The organism is Halalkalibacter sp. HAAS-P014 (genome assembly GCF_056619965.1).
In genome coordinates, this window is record NZ_JBWQTV010000017.1 from 86,028 (window position 1) to 104,967 (window position 18,940).

Sequence of the window (18,940 nt, forward strand, 5' to 3'; positions counted from 1 at the left end):
CATACTGTGCAACAATAACTTCGTTTATGCAAGAATGTACTTTATTAAAAGGTTTTATTTATCGGAAGTAGGTATTAAACAAACGGGCCATTTTATGGAATAACATAAATAAAAAGTATCTGGATATTTATGTTAAAATTTAAGTGAGATTGTGTGAAGAGATATACTTAAACTAAACAGGGCAGTTTGGTTGAGTAAGGGCTCAGATGGTTTTTTCTAATTGCTGTTTCTTGTTTATTTGGTATGAGTGCATCTGTAGAAGAATTTGATCCATTAATTGAAACAGTGGAAGAAAACAATCCTGAAGAAACTAAACGAATAGAAGAAATGTTTGGCGGTACCCCTAAGTGAAAGTTAATGGATAACATGTGATATGTAGCAAATGTGTTAGGAATTATTAGTTAGTTATAATTCTTTACTAATCGTTCTAAAAAGGGTATTATCTAATCATGGTTTGAAATTCATGTGTTTATTTTAGAACGTTCATTCTATAATGGATTATGACGTTTGTTTTTGTTAGTATTGGTTCATGGATTTTTTTAAGGAGAAATAAAATGGCTAGAAGTAAAGAGTTTGACGAAAAAGCAGTATTAAGAAAAGCAATGGAGATTTTCTGGGAACAGGGTTATGAAAAAACATCCATGCAAGATTTGGTGGATCATATGGGGATACACCGCAGGAGTATATATGACACATTTGGTGACAAGCGTTCATTGTTTTTAGCTTCCCTTAATCACTATGAAGAGCTCATCGTCAATGAGATGGAAAGCATAATTAACAGCACTTCATCCATTAAACAGGCGATACGTGATGTTTTTATTTTCACACTGAATTCCATTGAACAATACCCAAAAGGTTGTCTATCAGTAAATGCAGCCATTGAATTATCTTTGTTGGACAAAGAAATTGGACGCATAGTTACAAAAATGTTTAACCGTACTGAAGATATGTTTAATAACCTTATAAAACGGGGCCAAACTAGTGGAGAGCTATCAAAAGAAATCGATTCTGATAACACATCTCGTTTCTTACACAACAATTTAGTAGGATTAAGAGTACTAATAAAAACTAATTATAATAAAAAAGAATTAGAAGGCATCATCACTCTAGCACTTTCAGTGTTGGACTAGCTTTCTTTTTTTACCGTTTTTAGAACGTTCATTCTAAAATTAATATGAAACAAACCATCATAATGCATACTATGCATACTTATAAAATCGTTTTTTAATTTCTAAGGAGGAACACAAAAATGACAAACTTTAAAATACCAACAGAATCAGAATTTATTGAAGCAGATGGAACTCGTTACGCATATAGAAAATTTGGTACACAAGATGGTATACCAGTAGTATTTCTTGTTCACTTTAGAGGAACGATGGAAAACTGGGATCCAAACATGCTTGAACCTATTGCAAATACACGCCCAGTAATCTTATTTGACAATAAAGGGGTTGGTGAGACCGATGGCCTAACGCCTACTACAATTGCTGATATGGCAAAAGATACAGCAACATTTATAAAAGCTCTTGGATTAGAACAAGTTGACATTCTTGGTTTTTCCATTGGTGGCATGGTAGCACAAGAGCTAGCTTTACAAGAAGGAGATTTAGTAAGAAAAATTATTATGGCAGGTACTTCGCCTGAATCTGGTATTAATCCAAATCCAGAGATTTTTGAAAGAATGAATCGTCACGGAGGAACCGAAGAAGATGGAATAAATGATTTTATGTTCTTTTTCTACGAACAAACCGAAACAAGTAAATCTGCAGGAATGGCTTCACTACAAAGAATTTTTAATCAGAAAAAAGTAAACAGTTCAGAACAAGTAAAAGAGGCACAATTACAAGCCATTGCAAAATGGGCTAAACAAAAATCTAATCATGATTATGAATGGTTACAAAACATCAAACATCCTGTACTTGTTACTAATGGTGTTAATGATGTGATGGTACCGACTAAAAACAGTTATATCTTAACAGAGAAATTACCCAAAGCACAGCTGATTATATATCCTGATTCTGGTCACGGGCATCTGTTTCAATTTCCAGAACTATTTGCAGAACACGTAAATTCATTTCTAGATTCTAATTCTTATTAAAAAGGAGTATTCATATGAGCAGATTATTTGAAAAAGTTCGTATCGGAAACATTGACTTAAAAAATCGTATAGGTATGGCTCCGATGACTAGAAGTAGAGCTTTACCAGATGGTACGCCGAGCGATTTAGTAGCAGAGTACTATGGTCAGCGTGCTTCAGTCGGTTTAATTATAAGTGAAGGAACCCAACCTTCAGATGATGGGCAAGGTTACACTAATACACCTGGTATTTATACAGAAAATCATATTAAAGGGTGGAAAAAAGTAACTTCTAAAGTTCATAGTGAAGGCGGTCATATTTTTGTTCAGCTTATGCATGTGGGACGTGTATCACACCCTGATAACACACCTCACCATCGCCAAGCAGTTGCACCGTCAGCTATTGCACCTGGTGTAGAAATTTTCACGGCAGAAGGAATGAAAGAAATTCCAACACCAAGAGAATTGAGTGAGCTTGAGATAAAAGATGTTATCAATGAGTTTCGTTTAGCAGCACGTTCAGCAATTGAAGCTGGTGCAGACGGAGTTGAAATTCACGGAGCGAATGGTTATCTGATCCAACAATTCCTTAGTGAAAACTCCAATCATCGTCAAGATGCATACGGTGGTACGATTGAGGGTCGTTCTCGATTTGCTATTGAAGTAGCTAAAGCAGTTGTTGATGAAATAGGAGCAGAAAGAACAGGCATCCGTTTTTCTCCTCAAGGAACACTGCAAGGCATTGATGAGGGGGAAAATAGCCTTGAGATGTATCGCTATTTAATAAGTGAATTAAATAAGCTTAACCTTGCATATCTGCATTTAATGCACTTTGGAAACGAGCAATTCCTAAAAGATGTGCGTCAACTTTGGGATCAATCACTTCTTGTTAACCGTCCAGGTCGTCCTCTAGATCAACTTTCGTCTGATGTAGATAATAATCTTGCAGATGTTGTCACAGTAGGCACTTGGGTACTAGCTAATCCAGACTTTGTAGAACGGATTCAATCAGGTGCTCCCCTAAACGAACCTGATAAAAACACGCTCTATGCAGGAGGAAAAGAAGGTTATACAGATTATCCTTTCTTAAAATAATTTATTTAATATGAATATCCCATCTAGGGATATTCATAATCTTTTTTCTTAGGTTCGTTATGAAAAGATACATGTGCGTTAAATAAAAATGTGGAGGATTGTAATGAAAGCTTTAGCAATTGAAAACTACGGTAAAAAACCAAATTTTTTAGACTTCCCTATGCCCAAAATAAATAATGACGAGGTCTTAGTTGAGATATATGCGGCAAGTATAAATCCTCTTGATACAAAAATTCGAAAAGGTGAATTAAAATTATTATTGAAATACAAGATGCCGTTAATTTTAGGAAACGATTTTTCTGGAAAAATTGTTGAAGTAGGTACTAGTGTCACGAAGTTTAAAGTCGGTGATGAGGTATATGGTCGACCTAGAGCAAATAAAATGGGAACTTTTACTGAATATCTCTCTGTTAACCAAGAAGATATTGCATTAAAACCTAAAAATTTAAGTTTTGAAGAAGCCGCCTCTATCCCTCTAGTCGGATTGACATCCTACCAAGCTTTACATGATATTCTGAGAATTGAAAAAGGACATAAAATATTAATACATGCAGGATCAGGGGGAGTAGGAACATTTGCTATCCAACTTGCAAAACATATGGGTGCTTTTGTCGCAACTACAGCTAGTGATGGTAGTGATTTAGTAAGAATGTAGCGCCTGACCCCTAATGCAGTAAAGCTTTAATGCATCGGGGGTCAGGAACCTTCAGGTGAAATAGATAGAAAATCCAAATCAGAGGGGGCCTATAAATAAGAAACTACGACAAGCATTTCCAATGTCTCCAAAAAGCCACCTTCAATAATCCTAATCTCCTATAAACCCCTCAGCCAACCGATCCAATTGTTCTTTGATATTAATAAAATCCGTATTCAGATCCAATGCCTTAACTGCTATTCGATTTCCACTCATTAAAAACTCATTATCTGGTACAATATCCTCGTCTGTTTTTGCATAAAGTAAAGCTCCACTCAAGAACTTGTCAATTGGATGAAGGGGGAAGTAGTGAAAGTCACTATTTAATGAAAGTGATAGATTAGGACGTAGGAGGAGATTATGGGTACTTTTACTGCCAAATGTTAAAAAGTAGGGGCATGCGTATGATGGAGGAACACTTTTTTGGTGCATAGGCTTTTTAGTTTAGTTGCTTGAAGGAAAGTCTGTCCCCTTAATAAGTAAACTGTCGTTGTCACACAGGTCTAATTGTGAATAATTATCCAAATGGATGAAGCCACCTTTGTTTAGGTATTTACCTTTTTGGCTCTGAACCAGAACATATAATAAAACTGAAAATGTCGATATTATTTATGCAGCACTAGTGGTTTTGAAAATATTCGATATAAGATTTTATCTTGTTAGACGGATTAAGCGAGATAGCCAGAGTTTGAAAGGTGAGTGTACCAGAAATAGAGTACAAGTTTTCAGATTTACGGGGTTAAAAAGAACTAAGTGCGTTATTTTCTCCTTCCTCAGTACTCTTTTAAATCCATTAAGATCTACTAATTCTATAGAGTTATTATATTGCTCTTTTATCTTGACAAATCGATATTGTTCAAAACAAAGTTAATGATACTTTTAGTACAAAAAGTAAGTGTCAAATTGTACGAATCGTTCAGTAATAAATAAACAAAGTGCTTTATAAATCCTATATAATTATGCGTAGAAAGTATAAGAGTAATATAGTATGGTATATTTAAGGGCTGAAAGACATGGGAAATTTAACAGAGATACATTTAATAATAGCATTCACGATAAAAATAACTGAATATAAAAAATAGTTAATTATTTATATTTATTTATTATCTATCTACATTTTCAATGTTTTTTTTGGACAATGCTCGATAATTATACCTCCTTTTCCGATTACAAAATAGTTGGACTATCTTAAACGTTAATGTAATGTATTGTTTAATTTTATTGAAAAGAGTGGGAGGAACTATCATGTTTGAAAATGATTTATTAAACAAAAAATTACTTACTTTTGATCCAGATGAGACAAAATTATATTTTGAAGATCGACAAGTTTCTTTTATTAGAAATAAGGCTTTTGGTATATTACGTAAAGACTTAGTGTCTACTTTAGGAATGGATCGGGCGAAAGGGTTTTTGTTGAGGTATGGTTGGCGTTGTGGTGCTAGTGACGCCAAACATATTAAAGAAAAATTCCCAGCAAAGTCTGAAGTTGAGTTACTACATCATGGCCTCAAAATCCAAAGTGTTTTCGGACTATTTCAAGTAGTGTTAAAAAAGAGAGAATTCAATAAGGAAACCGGGGAATTTTATAGTGAAGGATATTGGCATGATTCCTTTGAAGTTGCACAACATATCGAAAGCTTTGGTTATTATCATGAACAGGTATGCTCTACCCTTGTTGGTTATGCAGGTGGATTTGCAAGTGAAATATTAGGTAAGAAAATTGTATTTAGAGAAATTAAATGTTGTGGTAAAGGAGATTCTTATTGTCACTGGATGGGGAGATCCCTTGAACATTGGGGTGAAGAAGTACATGATGAACTCCCTTTATATGAAGAGGAAAATTTAGGGGTAGAACTCAATAGGGCATATCAAAGAATTGAAAAGCAGAAAGAAGAATTAAAAAATATACTTAATATTAATGAGTTATTATCAAAGGTTTTAATTCAAGGTGGTGGTCTATCTACAATTATTAGGACATTGGAAAAAAATTTAGACACAATAGTTGTTCTAAAAGATAAAAATTTTAAACCAATGGTTCCGTCAGAGAAATATAAACAGGATAATTTATTACAAATTATTCAATCACATGATGAACCTGAGCTTATTGAAAAGCTAATGAATGGAAAGGAAACCGTCCACTTACAAAGTTTTAGTGGTTCGGAAAGTGAAAATCAATATTTAATTACTCCGATTTTATTAAAAAATGAAGTATGTGGATACATTTCATTAATTAAAAGGTATGGAAATTTTAATGAGATGGAACGAATTTGCTTAGAGCGTGCTTCTACTATTTGTGCCGCACAGATTTTAAATGAAAGAATTGCAATTGAAACAGAACATCGAATGAAAGGTGAATTATTAAATGAACTTCTTGTAGAAAACGCCGATATTGAGAGTATTTCTTATCGAATGAAATTAATGGGTTACGATTTAGATAAGCCTCACTATGTCTTTCTTTTTAGTTTAAAACAATTCGATAGTACTAATGAACAAAAATTAATAGTGCAAAGGAAGAGGTTAGAGGAGACTCTACAAGAACAACTAAATTTATACGGAGATAATAGTATTGTTTTTAGTAGGTTGGATAAGTTCATAGCCATCATACCTGAAGAGATCTTAACAAAATTAAATTTTGAACCTAAACCTTTTGGTGAATTACTTTACAAAATGATCAGTTCAAAATATAAAGAATTTCAAATTAATCTTGGAATAAGTTCACTGTGCAAGAGTATCCAAACATTCCGCAATGGCTATGAGGAGGCACAAAAATGTGTTGTTATGTCACTTTCAAAAAATTCAGTTGAGAATATAGTGTTGTTTGATGAATTAGGGATATTAGGAATTCTTTTTAATGTACATGATGGGGAGCAATTACACGGATTCGCTAATCGATTACTTAAAGAAGTTGTAATCTATGATCAAAAAAATGACTCTGAATTATTAAAAACACTCTATATATTTTTGGAAAACCAAGGTAATATCTTAAATACTGCTCGAAAAATGATGATTTCAGTTGGTGGGTTAAGATATCGTCTAAAGCGAATTCAAGAGATAAGTAAAATTGATATAACAAGGGAAGAAGAATTATTTAATACACATCTAGCATTAAAAATACTATTAAACTATGGTGTATTTGAAATATAAAAATAAAGTAACGTTTTTTAAAAATGTAAGCCTTTACAAAAACGAGGGATGAATTAAGAGGTGGAAAATTTGAAATTATTAAATAAGGTAGCAATTATTACAGGAGCTGGGTCAGGAATTGGAAAAGCTGCAAGTTTATTATTTGCAAAAGAAGGAGCAAAAATAGTCATTGCCGATTTGGATGAGAGTAAAGGTGTAATAACAAAAAATGAAATTGAACAAAACGGTGGGGAAGCATTGTTTGTTCAGATTAATATTAGTAAAGAGGAACAGATAAAAAAATTGATGGAGGAAGCAGCAAAGCAATATGGGAAAATAGACATTCTATTTAATAATGCGGGTATTACACATCCATTTATGAGTGCTGAAAATCAGCCTGAAGAATTAATTGACCAAATTTTAACAGTAAATGTAAAAGGTTCATTTCTAGGAGCAAAACATGTAATTCCATATATGAAGGAACAAAAAAAGGGGGTTATATTATTCACATCATCATTAGCTGGAATTAAACCGGCACCAGGCTCTAATATTTATGCAGCAAGTAAGGGAGCTCTGAATACATTGGCAAAAGCCTTAGCTGTAGAGTTAGCTCCGTTTAATGTTAGAGTAAACACTTTATGTCCTTCAATTGTCGATACACCTATGTTAGAGCAAACCATTGCTGGTGATAATAAGAAAGAAGGTATTACATCATACCTTAATAACACCCCTTTAAATCGCCTTGTTACAGCGGATGAAATCGCCAAAGCAGCTTTATATTTAGTATCAGAAGATGCAGAAATGATTACAGGGGTTTCGCTTCAATTAGATGGTGGTCGAGGTTTATAAGATTAAACTTAATTAAAATGTGGGGGGATGAGTATCGTGAAAATATTAATGGGTATTTACTTCATTATTATATTTAGTCTTATTGGCTGTTCAACTACTTCCTCAAATCAGGATACTACTAATAATTTAGATAAAGAGGGTGTAATTAATTTAACGGCTAGTATTCATACAGCTCCTGATATGCCAGTGACAGTTGGTTTTGACGCTATATTGGATGAAATTGAAAAAAGAAGCGATGGAAGAATTATATTCGAAAGATTTTATAATTCATCTTTGGCCGGTGGAGAAGATGTCATAGATGCAGTTTCAAGCCGTGTAACTGATGTAGCTTTTATCATTCCTGAATTACAGTCTGGTAGAGTTTCATTAAGTACAGTGGCAACAAATCCAGCAATATATGAAAATGTTTGGCCTGTAATCAAAGCACTTCATGAATTATATGAGATTGAACCAGCAGTTAAAGACCAATTAGAAAGCCATGGAATAAAAAAGATAGGGTTATACGCGGCACCACAGTATCAAATATTATCTACTAAAGATGTGTCTAGCTTTGAGGATATAAAAGGTTTACGTGTTTCTACTGTTGGTAGACCTCAGGCTTTAATAGCTGAAGGGCTTGGTATGATCCCTGTACCAATTATACACACAGAAGCTTATGAAGCAATGACTAGAGGGACTATTGATGGTATGCTATTTAATTTTTCAGGAGGGGTAGCAATCGGTGTTCACGAAGTAATTGATTCATTATGGCAATTACCTGTTTCAGGATTAACTAGTATTATTGGTATGAATATCGACGTATATGAAAGTTTACCGGATGATATAAAAACAGTCATAGATGAGGTGCAACAAGATTATGATTCCAATATGATGCACGAACTCTTTACTGATGCGGATGAAAGATCTGCTCAAGTTTATGCAGAACAAGATGTTGTAGTTCATAAACCATCTTCGGCGGATATACAAAATGTTAAAGACATTGCAGATGAAATTGTGTGGGTAGATTGGGCAAAAGAACAAGAGGACAATGGACTTCCAGGTCAACAGGTTTTAGATACATTTATTGAGTTAATTGAAAGGTATGAAAAAGAAAATCCATATAAATAATTGAGAAATATATCTTTTACTTATGTATAGTAAACAACAATCTGTCGTAGTTTACTATACATATTTTTTGTAAGGTAAAAAAAGGTTAGGAGGTCATTCTATTGTACTCTTTTTTCAAAAAAATAGATGAGAAATTACTGAAGGTAGAAAAGTTTTTAGCCTTAATTGCCGGAATTATCGCAATACTTGTAATGCTTTTTGTTACATTTGATGTATTTATGAGAAATATGTTTAATAGGCCTTTAGTTGCTGTATATGAAATGGTTACTTACTCATTTATAGGTCTTGTAGCCTTAGGTTTTCCATATGTACAGGCTCAAAATAAAAATATTGTAGTTGAGTTAGGAACAGGAGCATTACCGAATGTACTTAAAAATATATTAGATCTTATTGGACTACTTATAGGATTATTTGTCATTGGCATTATTGCATGGCAATCTGGTATAGCTACATTTTCATCATTTATTGAGAATGAATATAGTTCAGGTCTTCTTAGGATTCCAATTTGGCCTGCAAAATGTATCCTTACCTTAGGTTTAACTTTTCTATCTATAAGATTATTTACCAATGTTATTCTGATTGGATCTACTATTAAAAACAGAGATAGCGAAACAGAAGCACATACTGAATTGTAAAAATATTATATTACCGAATATAAGTACGAGGGAGGATGAATATGACATTTGAGCCACAAACGATTGGATATATAGGAATTGTTGTCATGTTAGTACTCATGTTTCTGAGAGTGCCAGTTGCATACGCAATGGCATTTGTTGGTTTTATTGGTTTTTTATTGATCAATGGTTTAACACCGGCTTTAAATATTATGCAGACCACTTTTTATTCGGTTCTTAGAAGTGAGAGTTTTGTTGCAGTTCCTTTATTTATTTTAATGGGCTATTTTGCATCTCATTCAGGAATTATTTCGGAACTGTTTGCTACTGCAAAAAAATGGATAGGTCATATACCAGGTGGGGTAGCTCAAGCGACGGTTTTAGGAGGTGCAGGGTTTGGTGCTACTTCTGGATCAGGTATTGCTTCTACCGCTACATTGGCTAAAATAGTTTATCCAGAAATGATTAAAGCAGGAGTAAATAATAGATTAGGTTTTGGAACTATTGCTTCAGTTGGTCCGTTGGCTGTAATGATCCCTCCAAGTATTATGATGATTATCTTTGCTATTGTAACTCAACAATCAATAGGGAAACTACTAATAGGAGGACTTTTACCTGGGCTTTTAGCAGCATTAGTTTATATGGTGTTAATTTACATTTTAGTAAAAAGGGATCCTTCAATTGCTCCAGCTTTACCAAAAAGCCCCTTGAAAGAGCGTATATCATCACTAAAAAATATATGGGGATTTCTAATCTTAGTTATTGTAATCATAGGAGGGTTATACTCTGGTGCGTTCACACCTACAGAAGCCGGATCCATCGGGGCTTTTGTTGTATTCATTATGTTGCTAATAGCAAAAGGTTTAAATTGGGGAATAATCAAAGACTCAATTCTAGAAACAACCTCAACAACGAGTATGATTTTTCTTTTAGTAGGTAGCACATATATTTTTAGTTATTTTATGACATTAACTAGAATTCCTACAAATCTATCAAACTTTTTAGTATCCTTACCAGTTCCACCGATAGTTGTTTTATTGAGTATTATTGTAATGTATTTAATTATGGGGATGTTTATGGACATGATTTCTGCCATGTTTTTAACATTACCTATTCTATTTCCTGCTGTTATTGCCTTAGGATACGATCCTATATGGTTTGGTGTCATGCTTGTCTTTTTAGTAGAAGTATCTTTGGTTACTCCACCATTTGGAATAAGTCTGTTTATTTTAAAAGGAGCAGTACCAGGAAGTAATCTAGGCGATATTTATAAGGGAAGCATTCCGTTTGTTGTTGCAGATTTTGTTATTATTGCTTTGTTTATATTATTTCCACAAATCATTACATTCTTACCTTCTATAATGTAGATTATGTTGGAAGATAAGGATTAAATATCCGATATTTTGTACTATTTTTAGTTAATTAATAATTAGTTAGATAATAGATTGGAGGTTATTATGAATAATCGGAGTGATAAACCGAATATAGTAATGATATCATGTGACCATTTAAGGGGGGATTTATTAGGGTGTGCAGGCCATCCTGTTATTCAAACTCCACATATTGATCAACTTGCAGAGAGGGGAGTACGCTTTACTCAAGCCTATTCAACAACACCAATCTGTATCCCAGCACGTGGTACGATAATGACGGGTTTGCAAGGACAAAATTTAGGACTTACGCATTATAGTGCCGGTTTCGAACTCCCTGTGGAAGAAACATTGCCTAAGCAGCTAAGTGAAGCGGGATATCAGACAAAAGTTGTTGGTAAAATGCATGTTTATCCGGAGCGCTGTCATTACGGTTTTGATGAGATGGTCCTTTGTGAAGAGGGTCGTAGATTTGGTACACCTTACGGGGAAAATAGAGGTTACGATGACTATGAACTATGGCTTGCTGAACAGGGTTACCCTGGTCAAGCTTATACACATGGTGTAGCTTTAAATGAATATGCGGTTACGCCGTGGCATTTACCTGATCACCTTCACCCGACTGAATGGATAGGTAATCAAGCATGTAAGGAGATCAAACGACGTGATTGGACTAGACCGTTATTTTTATGGACATCCTTTACAGCACCACATCCGCCTTTAGCACCATTACAAAGGGATTTATATCTTTATGATCAAGCTGAAGTGCCGAAGCCAGTAATTGGTGATTGGGCTGATCAACATCCAACTGCACATCAAGTTTTATTGAAAGAAAAATTGACTAAATATCAGGTTGAGCTTGCCCATAAAGCGTTTTTTGCAATGGTAACTCAAGTTGATAGACAAATTAACCAAATTATTGGAACATTACGCGAAGAGAGAATGCTTGAAAATACATGGTTTATCTTTACCTCAGATCATGGTGATAACTTAGGTGACCATAACCTATGGCAAAAAGCGAACTTTTTGAAAGGCTCGTGTAATATTCCATTTATAGTCACTCCTCCTATGGGAGAAAAGTTCATAGATATGTATGAAGTGGGAACAACGAATGATTCGGTTATCGGTTTACAAGATATATTACCAACGTGCCTGGATATTGCAAGCGGATCTATACCTGAAGGAATTGATGGTAAGAGTTTAGTACCTTTACTAAAAAGTTCAGTCTCATCTGTTCGAGAAACAGTTATGGGTGAATTTGGAATAGTGGGTAATCGTTCTTTAATGCTGGCTAATCGTTCATGGAAGTATATTTGGTATGAAGAGGATGGATACGAATTGTTATTTAATCTCAATGAGGGTGAGAGTCAGAATTTAGCATCAACAGAACCAGATATAATGAATGAATGGAGAGAAAAATTAGTTACCATTTTAAATAGTAGGGAAGACGATCCGGCTGTGGAAAATAATCAATTAAAACCGGTTTCACCAGGGGAAAAACTAACACGTAAGGAAATACTAAAAAGACTCAATGTACAAAATCCGTATTATTTCCCTAGAGGGCTACATTAATTTCCTACAAACGGAATAAATTTTTTACTTTTTTTTATAGGAGGAAAAAAATGGCTAAGAGGCTTGAAGGAAAAGTTGCTCTGATAACTGGTGCTGCAAATGGAATAGGTGCATCAACGTGTTTGAGATTTGCAGAAGAAGGTATAGAAGTTATTATATTAACTGACATACTTGAAGATAAACTAATAAAATCAGCAAAGGTGCTTGAAGAGAAACATAATATAAAAGTAATTACTATAAAAATGGATGTTAGCAAAGAACAAGATTGGCTTTCAGTAACCAGACGGATAGAGAAAGAAATTGGTTATCTGGATATTGTTGTTAATAATGCTGGTATCGGACAACCATTAACATTTGAAAATTGTAGTGTGGATGATTGGAATAGAATAATTGATGTAAACCAAAAAGGAGTATTTTTAGGTATTAAGCACTTAACACCATTATTAGCAAAGTCAAAAAGCGGTTCAATTGTAAATATTTCATCATTTGCTGGTTTAACTGGCTATTTTTCAGTTCCATACGCTGCTAGTAAATGGGCTGTACGGGGAATGACTAAAGCAGCTGCAATGGAGTTGGGTAAATATAAAATAAGAGTTAACTCCATACATCCTGGATTTATAATGACGTCTTTAGCAAAGTCTATATCTGATGTTGTTGATGAATTTAATTGTGTAACCCCGTTGGCTAGACCGGGAAAACCAGAAGAGGTTGTAAATGTTATATTATTTTTAGCATCTGATGAATCTTCTTATGTCAATGGAGCGGAGATAGCCGTTGACGGGGGATTGACTGCTGGAGGTGAGGTAAGAGTAGTTGCCAATAAATTAGGAATTTATTAATTTTGTTTACGGAATACATTTCTTGTGCAAATCAAGAAATAGGAATTTTACTGTTGAACTAGACTAGTATTAAATAACCTTTAAGTTGTCTTTTTAAAAGTTAAGCCGTGCTTTGGTTTAACTTTTTTTGTTTTACTGAGGTTAATTAATATTTCAACCAAACGATTTGTATGTATTTTGCAGGGGAAACTATGAGCTAAAGGACATTGTTTTAATTATAGAAAAACTATGGGAAGAAAAGAATTCTATCCGAACAGCCTTAACTTATACCTACAGTAATGCCATTTTGGAAGGGCATATTAATCGTTTAAAAACCATAAAGCGATTTTTATATGGACGCGCAAGTTTAACTCTCTTAAAAAAGCGAATTCTTTATAGACTGTAAAAAAATTTATCCATGCATTCAATGAAGAATTCGTAAGTTTTCACCCAAATTGCGTAAGAGCCACTTTTATTTTGCAAAACACAATTTGTATGTTTAGTATAATACTTTATCAAATTCCTATATCAATAATACAAATGGAAAAGTGCATGATGATACTAAAATTCAGTAGGGAAACTATATATATATTTTTAAAGTGATGAATTATTATTTTAAGTATAGAAGTTTAATAAATTATCGGAGGTTAAAGCAAATATGAGTAGTCAATTAGATAACGTTTTAAAACAAGAAAGCTATTCTAACTCTGAATTAAAGCGCTTACAAGTGGAAAAGCTTACCTATCAAATACGATATGTATATGAGAATTCAGAGTTTTATCGTCAAAAATTTGATCAAGCAGGAATTAAACCGGAAGATATTCGTGGAGTGGAGGACTTAGAGAAACTCCCATTTACTGTAAAGGATGAGTTGAGGGAAAGTCAAATGGTTTACCCTCCGTTAGGGAAGCACGTCGCTGTTGGTATGGAAGATATTATTCGTGTTCACTCATCTTCAGGTACAACTGGTAAGCCAACCTATGTTGGGGTTACGAAAAGTGACCATGAAATATGGGCTGAAATTATTTCAAGAGTTATGTATGTCAATGGAATACGAAGTGATAGCAGAGTAATTTTTGCTATGGGTACCTCCTTTTTTGTTGGCTCCTCGACAAAAGATGGGATTGAAAAGCTAGGGGCGACTTTCATTCCGATTGGAACAGGCGCTTCTGACCGAGTTATACAATCTATGATTGATTTAAAAGCAGATGTTATGTTATGTACGCCTTCTTATGCCTTCTATTTAGCCGAACATGTACGAAATAAATGGGGGAAAGACCCAAAAGAATTAGGATTGAAGATCATTCACTGTGGTGGAGAACCGGGTGCAGGATTACCTGAAACCCGTAGGAAAATAGAGGAGGATTGGGGTTGTAAAGTTGTTGAAGGTATGGGGAATGCTGATATGGCACCAATTATGTTTGGAGAATGTCAGGAACAACAAGGGATGCATTTTGTAGCCAATGATTATGTGATTTGTGAAATTATTGACCCGGAAACCGGAGAGCCTCTAGATACAACAAAGGATTGTGAAGGGGAGTTGGTTTATACAGCTATTGATAGAGAATGTGTTCCATTAATTCGCTTTAGAACTCGTGATCGAGTAAGGATAGAAACTTCACCTTGTTCTTGCGGATTATCAAGTTTCCGACTTCGTTGCATTGGACGCACAGATGATATGCTCATTGTTCGTGGAGTAAATGTATTCCCTAGTGCAATACGTGAAGTTGTTAGCAGTTTTCGGCCTCTAACAACAGGAGAAATTCAAATCCAGTTACATCAGGCACCACCTCTAGTACACCCGCCTTTACCGATTAAGGTAGAACATGGACCAAATGTAACGGAAGAGGATTTAATAGATTTAAAGAAATCACTAGAAAAGGTACTACGAGAAAAACTTATTTTTACAGCGGGGATTGAATTAGTGGAGCCAGGAATATTACCAAGGTTTGAAATGAAATCAAAACTAGTTAAAGAACTATATTAAAACTTTTGATAGGGAATACTTCTTATTCGAACGACCAAGAAAGTCATTTATTATCTTAAATTTTAATTGAATATTTTAGGAGGTGAATCACCGATGGGTGTTAAGTATATTGATACTACTTTTCGAGATGGTTCTCAAAGCTTATGGGCATTGGGATTGCGTACGGGGATGATGGAAGCAGTTGCGGAAAATATGGATCAGGCAGGATTTGAAGCTGTGGAAATTCCGATGTTTCCTATATTTATGAAAAAGTTTGTAAGGGATTTGAAAGAAGATCCATGGGATATGTTACGGATGTTAACAAGTAAAATGCCAAATGCGAAGAAGGCTTGTATGGCAGGTCCGTTTATTCATACGTTCGAGATGAAAGATTGTCCAATCGAGATGGTGAAACTATTTTACGAGCATATTGCAGAAATGGGAGCATTAGAGAGAGCTCAAGTTATTACAAATACGTATGACCTTGGTCGTGCCTTTCCATGGTTTGTTCCATTTTTAAAGGATTTAAATATGGAAATTGCACTTGCTCTTGCATATACCATTTCTCCACGGCACACTGATGAATATTATGCACAGAAAACTCGCGAAATTTTAGCACTTAATCCCGATGTTATTTATTTAAAAGATCCAGGAGGGTTACTAACACCTGAACGTGTTAGAACATTAATTCCAACGATCATTGACAATGCTGGAGGAGTACCAGTCGAGCTTCATTCTCATTGTACTACAGGGTTAGCTGAAGTCGTCTATATGGAAGCATTAAAAATGGGGGTTAGCACACTTCATACTGCTATACCACCACTTGCTAACGGTTCATCCCAACCTTCCATTTTCAATATAAATAAGAATGCTAGATACTTAGACATAGATTATTCGACTACAATAAGTGAAACAGAAATACAACAAATTTCAGACCGCCTTACTGAAATGGCTAAAATGGAAAACATGCCAATTGGTGTTCCATTGGAATACGATTATGCACAATATATCCACCAAATACCAGGTGGTGTTATTTCTAATCTAAGACACCAACTTACTCAATTAAATATTTCAGATCGGATTGATGAAGTTTTGCAAGAGACCGTCCAAGTTCGAAAAGATCTTGGTTATCCGATTATGATAACCCCATATTCTCAGTTTGTTGTTACTCAATCAGCAATTAATGTAGCAACAGGAGAACGTTACAAGGTTATTATCGATGAATTAATTCAGTTTGCTTTTGGAACATTTGGTGAGGATTCTGGTTATAGTTTTATGGATCAAAATCTAAAGGATCAAATTCTTAGTTTACCAAGAGCAAAGGAGCTAAGAGATCGAAATATATGGAATGAAAACAGTGATAATTCACTTAAAAAAATTCGGCAACAATTAGATGCAACTGGGGTTTCGGATGAAGAATTTTTACTTCGCTACATTATGAAAGGTACAAAAGAGATTGAAGCTATGCGGGCGGCTGGTCCACCGAAACAATATTTTACAGCTGATACTCCAATCCTTCAACTTTTGAGCGAACTTAATAAACAGTCAACAGTTAAATATATTCAGGTGAAGCATGGTCAGGATTCATTGACGCTTCGTAAATAAAGTTCTAGTAAAGTTATACATTTTGTTTAAAAATATTGGGGGGAATAAAGATGAAGGATAAAACTAATTTAGGATTTTTAAGTAATAATGACGTAGAACAAATTATGAATTTAATTCAAAAACTAGATGAATCTTCTTTTGATACACTAAAGTTAGATATGCAGGATGTAAAGATTGTAATTGGCAAGGAAGACTTACTATCACCTGACACAAGAACAATAGAGACAGGTGTTACCATTAAAGCTCCTCAACCTCAACCTAAATCTGTTGAATCTCAAGTTCATTCTCATAAATCAGTACCAAGTAGTGAAGTACAAGAAGCTTTTGGTAAAGCGGAAGTAACGGCTACGGAAGCTCAAGAAGATACGATTTTAATTCCTGCTCCAACTGCAGGATTGTTCTATACTCAATCGGAGCCAGGAGCACCAGCTTATGTGCAAGTAGGAGATGAGGTTACAGAAGGAACTACAGTTGGTTTGATTGAAATCATGAAAGTCTTCAATGCAGTTACAGCTAACGTTAGTGGTGTAATCACTGAAATTTGTGTACAGGATTCTCAATTTGTTGAATATGGTCAAACATTGCTCAAAGTACGACCAAATAATGAAGGTACATTAAAATGAGTATTTCAAAGGTATTAATTGCAAATCGTGGAGAAATTGCATTACGAATAATTAGAGCTTGTAAAGTACTTGATATCGAGACTGTTCTAGCGGTATCAGAAGCCGACAAAGAAAGTTTACCTGCAAAGTTAGCAGACCAAACGATTTGTGTAGGCCCTGAAAGTGCATCAAAAAGTTATCTTAATATTCCAGTGATTATTTCTTCTGCATTGGGAACAGGTGCAGATGCGATTCATCCAGGTTATGGGTTTCTATCAGAAGTTCCCGAACTTGCATTAGCTTGTGCTGAAAATGGTCTTATATTTGTTGGCCCTAAACCAGATCACATTCGCCAAATGGGGAATAAGCTCATTGCACGTAGTTTAGCTAAAAATGCTGGGATTCCAGTACTAGAAGGTTCTGAAAAAATTGCATCCTATGAAGAATTATTTGTAATTGTAGAAAACATTGGGTTGCCCATAATGCTGAAAGCCGCTGCTGGTGGAGGTGGTCGTGGTATGAAAATTGTGACAGATATAAATGATTTAAAAGATATTTTTCAATCCGCAAAAGCTGAGGCACAATCGGCCTTTGGAGATGGAACTTTATATGTTGAAAGGTATATAGCAAACGCACGGCATATTGAAGTGCAAGTTATAGGTGACCATTTTGGAGAAGTAATACATTTAGGTGAACGAGATTGTTCCCTTCAACGAAGGCACCAAAAACTAGTTGAAGAAACAATAGCACCATTGATTTCTGAAGAACTCCGCACTCAAATGAGGGAGGCTGCTGTACAGCTCGCCAAAAATATCTCATATGAAAGTGCGGGAACAGTGGAATTTATTGTTGATCAGGATACAGAGGAGTTTTACTTTCTTGAGATGAATACAAGGGTTCAAGTTGAGCATCCGGTCACTGAAGAAATTACGGGGATTGATATAGTAGAAGAACAGTTTAATATTGCTGGGGGAAAACAATTACAATTTACTCAATCCGATGTACGTTTTTCTGGTCATGCTATTGAGTGTCGTATTAATGCAGAATCTCCTGAACATGGATTTCAGCCAAGACCTGGTCTTATTACAAAGTGGGAACCCCCACAAGGGCCAGGAATTCGGTTAGACTCTCACTGTTACAACGGTTATGAAGTACCAATTTATTATGATTCGTTAATTGGAAAGCTAATTGTTCATGGTAGGGATCGAGACCATGCCTTAAAGAGGATGTTGGTCGCGTTGGATGAATTCAACATTGATGGTATTGAAACCACCTTGCCATTTTTACGACACGTTTTAACTGATGAAGATTTTGTGTCCGGAAGGGTTAGTACTCGTTTACTCGAAAAGTATATTTAAAGCAATGGGGACAGGAACCTTTTCCTTCATAATGATAGAAATACTGCGTGTATCATAGAATAGAAGAGACATTTAATTAACCCCCTCTAAA

General features: G+C 34.8%; 16 protein-coding genes and 1 pseudogene. 16 read left to right on the plus strand and 1 reads right to left on the minus strand.

Going from position 1 to position 18,940, the window contains the following annotated elements; translation table 11 throughout:
- The first annotated feature begins 554 nt into the window (after positions 1-554).
- The 4 genes and pseudogenes from AC1FXZ_RS14605 to AC1FXZ_RS14620 all read left to right on the plus strand — a co-directional run.
- Complete coding sequence (locus tag AC1FXZ_RS14605) at positions 555-1,130, plus strand: TetR/AcrR family transcriptional regulator (RefSeq protein WP_480054893.1); 576 nt, start codon at positions 555-557, stop codon at positions 1,128-1,130.
- A gap of 119 nt (positions 1,131-1,249) precedes the next feature.
- Positions 1,250-2,098 carry an alpha/beta fold hydrolase gene (locus AC1FXZ_RS14610; RefSeq protein ID WP_028401895.1) on the plus strand — a complete coding sequence of 283 codons (849 nt, stop codon included), beginning with the start codon at positions 1,250-1,252 and terminating at the stop codon, positions 2,096-2,098.
- A gap of 14 nt (positions 2,099-2,112) precedes the next feature.
- Positions 2,113-3,171 (plus strand): alkene reductase, encoded by a 1,059-nt coding sequence (locus tag AC1FXZ_RS14615; protein WP_028401896.1) that lies wholly within the window; start codon positions 2,113-2,115, stop codon positions 3,169-3,171.
- A 103-nt stretch (positions 3,172-3,274) separates the two neighbouring features.
- Positions 3,275-3,817: pseudogene (locus AC1FXZ_RS14620) on the plus strand (NADP-dependent oxidoreductase); the annotation flags it as partial.
- A gap of 159 nt (positions 3,818-3,976) precedes the next feature.
- On the opposite strand, the gene AC1FXZ_RS14625 reads toward AC1FXZ_RS14620, so the two are convergent.
- Positions 3,977-4,144, minus strand: a complete 168-nt coding sequence (locus AC1FXZ_RS14625) for a hypothetical protein (RefSeq protein WP_480054895.1) — start codon at positions 4,142-4,144, stop codon at positions 3,977-3,979.
- A 966-nt stretch (positions 4,145-5,110) separates the two neighbouring features.
- Here AC1FXZ_RS14625 and AC1FXZ_RS14630 point away from each other — a divergent pair.
- From AC1FXZ_RS14630 to AC1FXZ_RS14685, 12 genes are all read left to right on the plus strand, one after another.
- Positions 5,111-7,009 (plus strand): XylR N-terminal domain-containing protein, encoded by a 1,899-nt coding sequence (locus AC1FXZ_RS14630; RefSeq protein WP_480054897.1) that lies wholly within the window; start codon positions 5,111-5,113, stop codon positions 7,007-7,009.
- 69 nt (positions 7,010-7,078) lie between these two features.
- Positions 7,079-7,837, plus strand: coding sequence for an SDR family NAD(P)-dependent oxidoreductase (locus AC1FXZ_RS14635; RefSeq protein WP_480054899.1), 759 nt, complete (start codon positions 7,079-7,081; stop codon positions 7,835-7,837).
- Positions 7,838-7,873: 36 nt separating this feature from the next.
- Positions 7,874-8,944: a TRAP transporter substrate-binding protein DctP gene (dctP, locus tag AC1FXZ_RS14640; RefSeq protein ID WP_480054901.1), complete on the plus strand. Its 1,071-nt coding sequence runs from the start codon at positions 7,874-7,876 to the stop codon at positions 8,942-8,944.
- Between the two features lie 101 nt (positions 8,945-9,045).
- A complete protein-coding gene (locus AC1FXZ_RS14645) occupies positions 9,046-9,579 on the plus strand; it encodes a TRAP transporter small permease subunit (protein ID WP_480054903.1) in 534 nt (177 codons plus the stop codon).
- 41 nt (positions 9,580-9,620) lie between these two features.
- Positions 9,621-10,925 (plus strand): TRAP transporter large permease, encoded by a 1,305-nt coding sequence (locus tag AC1FXZ_RS14650; protein ID WP_480054905.1) that lies wholly within the window; start codon positions 9,621-9,623, stop codon positions 10,923-10,925.
- A 90-nt stretch (positions 10,926-11,015) separates the two neighbouring features.
- Positions 11,016-12,500: a sulfatase-like hydrolase/transferase gene (locus AC1FXZ_RS14655; protein WP_480054907.1), complete on the plus strand. Its 1,485-nt coding sequence runs from the start codon at positions 11,016-11,018 to the stop codon at positions 12,498-12,500.
- Positions 12,501-12,550: 50 nt separating this feature from the next.
- Positions 12,551-13,339: an SDR family NAD(P)-dependent oxidoreductase gene (locus tag AC1FXZ_RS14660; RefSeq protein WP_480054909.1), complete on the plus strand. Its 789-nt coding sequence runs from the start codon at positions 12,551-12,553 to the stop codon at positions 13,337-13,339.
- A 166-nt stretch (positions 13,340-13,505) separates the two neighbouring features.
- A complete protein-coding gene (locus AC1FXZ_RS14665) occupies positions 13,506-13,724 on the plus strand; it encodes a transposase (protein ID WP_480054911.1) in 219 nt (72 codons plus the stop codon).
- Between the two features lie 252 nt (positions 13,725-13,976).
- Positions 13,977-15,305 carry a phenylacetate--CoA ligase family protein gene (locus AC1FXZ_RS14670; protein WP_480054913.1) on the plus strand — a complete coding sequence of 443 codons (1,329 nt, stop codon included), beginning with the start codon at positions 13,977-13,979 and terminating at the stop codon, positions 15,303-15,305.
- A 93-nt stretch (positions 15,306-15,398) separates the two neighbouring features.
- Complete coding sequence (locus tag AC1FXZ_RS14675; RefSeq protein WP_480054915.1) at positions 15,399-16,889, plus strand: hypothetical protein; 1,491 nt, start codon at positions 15,399-15,401, stop codon at positions 16,887-16,889.
- 50 nt (positions 16,890-16,939) lie between these two features.
- Positions 16,940-17,512: an acetyl-CoA carboxylase biotin carboxyl carrier protein gene (locus AC1FXZ_RS14680; protein WP_480054917.1), complete on the plus strand. Its 573-nt coding sequence runs from the start codon at positions 16,940-16,942 to the stop codon at positions 17,510-17,512.
- On the plus strand, positions 17,509-18,849 hold the full coding sequence (locus AC1FXZ_RS14685; RefSeq protein WP_480054919.1) for an acetyl-CoA carboxylase biotin carboxylase subunit: 1,341 nt from the start codon (positions 17,509-17,511) through the stop codon (positions 18,847-18,849). The genes AC1FXZ_RS14680 and AC1FXZ_RS14685 overlap by 4 nt, the downstream gene beginning before the upstream one ends.
- Positions 18,850-18,940: the final 91 nt, after the last annotated feature.